The organism is Quadrisphaera sp. DVD1, assembly GCF_058932755.1.
Map to the genome: position 1 here is coordinate 1 of NZ_JBZYWI010000200.1, position 4,447 is coordinate 4,447.

The following is a 4,447-nucleotide window of genomic DNA, read 5'->3' on the forward strand; positions in this document are numbered from 1 at the left end:
CGCACGACAGCGCGCCGGCGCAGGACCACGACGGTGGCGGCGAGACCGAGCAGCCCCGCGGGCGCCAGCAGCAGCGGCAGGACGCCGGCCACGGCCAGCACCGCCGGCAGCAGCGCCACGACCGCGGTGACGGCGAGCAGCAGCAGGGGCGCGAGCGCTCCGGGGCGCGCGGTGGTCGGCGCCGCCGGCCGGCTCCCCCTCCCCGCGGGAACCGGCGCGGCGGACGCCGACGCAGCGGGGGCAGCAGGAGCGGGCGCGGTGCGGCGCGGCGAGCGGGACAGGAGCCCGGCGCTGCTGGCGCTGACGCCGGCGGCCACCTCGCTGCGGCGCTCGAGCAGCCGCAGCTCCTCCTCGGTGGCCTCGGCGGCCCAGGCGCTGGCCAGGCGCTCGCGGCGCTGGACCCAGTGCGGCACGGCGCCGAACGCCCACAGCAGGACGATCCCCACCAGGAGGAGTCCGCTGCTGCCCATGAGGAGGACTGTAGAGGCTCCTGGGCCAGATGTGAAACCTGGTGTTGGCGTGTCTTCCGGGACGGGTGTGACGAGAGTCCAGTTCGTCCCGAGTCGCGCGTGCGCCGCAGCGGACCTTAGCGCGCGCCCGCCGCTCGCCAGCGCGCCAGGAGGCCCTGCGGGACGTCCTCCGAGGTCAGCGCGTAGCTGAGGTGGTCGCGCCAGCCGCCGTCGATGTGGAGGAACTGCCGGCGCAGCCCCTCCTCGCGGAAGCCGAGCTTCTCCACCACCCGTCGGCTCGCAGCGTTCTCGGGCCGGATGTTGACCTCCACCCGGTGCAGCCCCACGCCGAGGAGGCAGTGGTCGACGACCATCGCCACGGCGGTGGGCATGACGCCGCGCCCGGCGAGGCGCCCGTCGAGCCAGTAGCCGATGTGCGCCGAGCGCATCGCGCCCCAGGTGATGCCGCCCACGGTGACCTGCCCGGCGAGGCGCCCGGCGTGCTCGAGCGCGAACGGCATGCTCGTGCCCGAGCGGCCCTGGCGGTTCAGCTCGCGCACCAGGCCCGGGAAGGAGCGCACCGGACGGCCGCCGTCCGGGCTCGTCGCCTCCCAGGGCGCGAGCCACGCCACGTTCGCCGCGCGCACCTCCCACCAGGCGCTGGAGTCGCGCAGGCGCAGAGGCCGCAGCACGACGTCGCCCTCGCGAAGGACCGCGGGCCACCCCGGAGCGAGCACCCTCAGCCCCGGTGGTCGCCGCCGCGCACCTGGTCGACGGCGTGCGGGAGCACGGCGCCCAGGAGCGTGACGGCGTCGCGGCAGGCGCCGGGCGAGCCGGCGACGTTGACCACGAGGGTGCGCCCGGCGAGGCCGGCCAGGCCGCGCGAGAGCACCGCCGTGGGCACGCCCTGCTCGCGGCCGAGCGCGCGCAGCGACTCGGCCAGGCCGGGCACCTCGCGGTCCAGCAGCGGGCGGGTCTGCTCGGGCGTGGCGTCGGTCGGGGACAGTCCGGTGCCTCCAGTGGTCACCACGACGTCGTACCCGTGCGCGACCGCCTCGGACAGCGCCGCGCCCACCGGGTCGCCGTCGGGCACCACCCGCGGGCCGTCGACGGCGAACCCGGCCTCGCGCAGGCCGGCCACGAGCACCGGGCCCGCGGTGTCCTCGTAGACGCCCGCCGCGGCGCGGTTGGACACCGTCACCACGAGCGCCCGCCCCACCGGGCCCCGCTCAGCGCTTCCAGTCACCGGAGCGTCCTCCACTCTTCGCCGTGACCCGCACGTCGGTGATCTCCGAGCGCTTGTCGAGTCCCTTGACCATGTCCACCAGCGCCAGGGCGGCGACGGCCACCGCGGTCAGCGCCTCCATCTCCACGCCCGTGCGGTCGGCGGTGCGCACGGTGGCGGTCAGCTCGACCCCGGCGTCGACCACCGTGGCGGTGACGTCGACGGCGTGGACGGCGACCGGGTGGGCCAGCGGCACCAGCTCGGGCGTGCGCTTGGCGGCCTGGATGCCGGCCAGGCGCGCCACCGCGAGCGCGTCCCCCTTGGGGACCCCGCCGCCGCGCAGCGCCTCGACGACCTCCGCGGAGCAGCGCACGAACCCGGCGGCGCTGGCCTCGCGGACGGTGACGGCCTTGGCGGAGACGTCGACCATCCGCGCCCGCCCGGCGGCGTCCAGGTGCGGGAAGCCCTCGGTCACGCGAGCCCCCGCTCCAGCAGCACGCACGGCACCGCGGTGCCGGCCTCGACCCGGGTGGTCCCCTCCGCCACCACGGCGAGGGCGTTGGCCGTGGCGAGGTCGGCGACGAGGTGCGAGCCCTGTCCCCCGGCGGGGCGCACGAGCGCCCGGCCGTCCTCGCCGGTGCTGAGCACGGCCCGCACGAACTGGCGCTTGCCCGGCGGGGAGGCCCAGCCCTCGGTGGCCGTGGCGGTGACCGTGGGGCGGTGCAGCTCGGCCTCGCCGAGCATCCGGCGCAGCGCGGGGCGCACGAACACCTCGAAGGAGACGTAGGCGCTGACCGGGTTGCCGGGCAGCGTGAAGATCGGCGTGCCGTCGCCGAGGGTGCCCAGGCCCTGCGGCATGCCCGGCTGCATGGCGACCTTGTCGAAGGTGACCGTCCCGAGCCGGGACAGCACCTCCTTGACCACGTCGTAGGCCCCGGCGCTCACGCCGCCGGAGGTGATGAGGACGTCGGCCCGCTCGAGCTGGTCCTCCAGCACCTGCAGGAGGCGGTCCGGGTCGTCGTCGGCGATGCCCACCCGGGTGGCGAGCGCGCCGGCCTCGCGCGCCGCGGCGGTCAGCGCCGTGCTGTTGGAGTCGGTGACCTGCCCGAAGCCGACCGGCCGGCCCGGCTCGACGAGCTCGCTGCCGGTGGAGAGGACGACGACGCGCGGCACGGGGTGCACGCGGGCGCGGTCGCGGCCGGTGGCGGCGAGCAGCGCCAGGTGGCGGGCGCCCAGGCGGGTGCCGGCGGCCAGCAGCGCCTCTCCGGGCTGGACGTCCTCCCCCGCCCGGCGCACGTGCTGGCCAGGCCGCGGCGCGCGGGAGATGGTCACCGAGGCGGTGCCGCCGTCGGTCCACTCCACCGGCACGACGGCGCTGGCCCCGGGCGGCACCGGCGCGCCGGTCATGATCCGGGCGCTCGCGCCGCGGGTCAGGGTCGGCACCTCGCGGACGCCGGCGGGCAGGTCGGCGACCACCGGCAGCACCACGGGGTGCTCCTCGCTGGCGGCCGCGACGTCCTCGACCAGGACGGCGTAGCCGTCCATCGCCGAGCCGTCGAAGGCGGGCAGGGCGCCGGTGGCGACGACGTCCTCGGCGAGCACGCAGCCCAGGGCGTCGAGGAGCGCGACGTCCCTCGGCGGCAGCGGCGCCACCGCCGCCAGGCACTGCCGCAGGTGCTCCTCGACGCTCTTCACGCCGGGGTCAGCCCTGGGGCGAGGGCTCGACGGGGGCGTGGGTGGGGGCCTCGGTGTCGAAGCCGGAGGCCACCCACTCGGTGAGCCACTCGCGCAGGCCCGGGCCGAGGTCGTCGCGGCCGCTGGCCAGGCGCACGATCGCCTTGAGGTAGTCGAGCTTGTCGCCGGTGTCGTAGCGGCGGCCGCGGAAGACCACCCCGCGCACGCCCCCGCCGTCCTCGGCCGGCATCTGCGCCAGCGCCTGCAGCGCGTCGGTGAGCTGGATCTCCCCGCCCTTGCCCGGCGCCGTCTGCTCCAGCACGGCGAAGACCTGCGGGGCCAGCACGTAGCGGCCGATGATCGCGAGGTTGCTCGGGGCGTCCTCGGGGGCGGGCTTCTCGACCATGCCGGTGATGCGGACGACGTCGTCCTCCCCCGCGCTGGCGGCGTCCTCGCCGAGCTCGGCGCAGCCGTAGAGGTGCACCTGGTCGCGCGGGACCTCCAGCAGCGCCACGACGCTGCCGCCGTGGGCGGCCTGGACCTCGATCATCCGGGCCAGCAGCGGGTCGCGCTCGTCGATGAGGTCGTCGCCGAGGAGCACGGCGAACGGCTCGTCGCCCACGTGGTGCTTGGCGCACAGGACCGCGTGGCCCAGCCCCCTGGCCTCGCCCTGGCGCACGAAGTGGACGTCGGCCATCTCGCTGGAGGCGCGCACCAGGGCGAGCTTCGCGTCGTCGCCCTTGGCCTCGAGGTTCGCCTCGAGCTCGGGGACGCGGTCGAAGTGGTCCTCGAGGCTCCGCTTGCTGCGCCCGGTGATCATCAGGACGTCGTCCAGGCCCGCGGAGACCGCCTCCTCCACCACGTACTGGATGGCGGGCTTGTCGACGACCGGCAGCATCTCCTTCGGCGTCGTCTTCGTCGCGGGCAGGAAGCGCGTGCCCAGCCCGGCGACGGGGATGACGGCCTTGTGGACGGTGCGGGTCTCCGAGGTCATGCGGGCAGGCTAGCCGGGACGGGCCACCATGGCCGTCGTGGAGAACGCCGCAGCGCCCCCGGAGCACTCCTCCGCGCCCCCGGCCGGAGCGCCGTCCGCCAAGGC

Annotated in this window: 5 protein-coding genes and 1 pseudogene; all 6 read right to left on the bottom strand. The window is 76.7% G+C overall.

All coding sequences use genetic code 11. From position 1 onward, the window contains the following. A pseudogene (locus AC5FZL_RS15655) lies at positions 1–470 on the bottom strand (hypothetical protein); the annotation flags it as partial. A 116-nt stretch (positions 471–586) separates the two neighbouring features. Further along, positions 587–1,141: a GNAT family N-acetyltransferase gene (locus tag AC5FZL_RS15660; protein ID WP_493619811.1), complete on the bottom strand. Its 555-nt coding sequence runs from the start codon at positions 1,139–1,141 to the stop codon at positions 587–589. A 47-nt stretch (positions 1,142–1,188) separates the two neighbouring features. Further along, the gene (locus tag AC5FZL_RS15665; RefSeq protein WP_493619812.1) at positions 1,189–1,695 is read right to left on the bottom strand and encodes a MogA/MoaB family molybdenum cofactor biosynthesis protein; all 507 of its coding nucleotides are present in this window, start codon (positions 1,693–1,695) and stop codon (positions 1,189–1,191) included. After that, positions 1,679–2,104 carry a cyclic pyranopterin monophosphate synthase MoaC gene (gene moaC / locus AC5FZL_RS15670; protein WP_493619815.1) on the bottom strand — a complete coding sequence of 142 codons (426 nt, stop codon included), beginning with the start codon at positions 2,102–2,104 and terminating at the stop codon, positions 1,679–1,681. Before moaC ends, AC5FZL_RS15665 begins: the two co-directional genes overlap by 17 nt. A 41-nt stretch (positions 2,105–2,145) precedes the next feature. After that, positions 2,146–3,369: a molybdotransferase-like divisome protein Glp gene (gene glp, locus AC5FZL_RS15675; RefSeq protein WP_493619813.1), complete on the bottom strand. Its 1,224-nt coding sequence runs from the start codon at positions 3,367–3,369 to the stop codon at positions 2,146–2,148. Positions 3,370–3,376: 7 nt separating this feature from the next. Continuing rightward, a complete protein-coding gene (gene galU / locus AC5FZL_RS15680; protein WP_493619814.1) occupies positions 3,377–4,342 on the bottom strand; it encodes a UTP--glucose-1-phosphate uridylyltransferase GalU in 966 nt (321 codons plus the stop codon). Positions 4,343–4,447: the final 105 nt, after the last annotated feature.

Bases quoted from the DNA above. Each gene is read 5' to 3' on its own strand.
- galU (WP_493619814.1), bottom strand. From the start codon at position 4,342: ATGACCTCGGAGACCCGCACCGTCCACAAGGCCGTCATCCCCGTCGCC.
- moaC (WP_493619815.1), bottom strand. From the start codon at position 2,104: ATGGTCGACGTCTCCGCCAAGGCCGTCACCGTCCGCGAGGCCAGCGCC.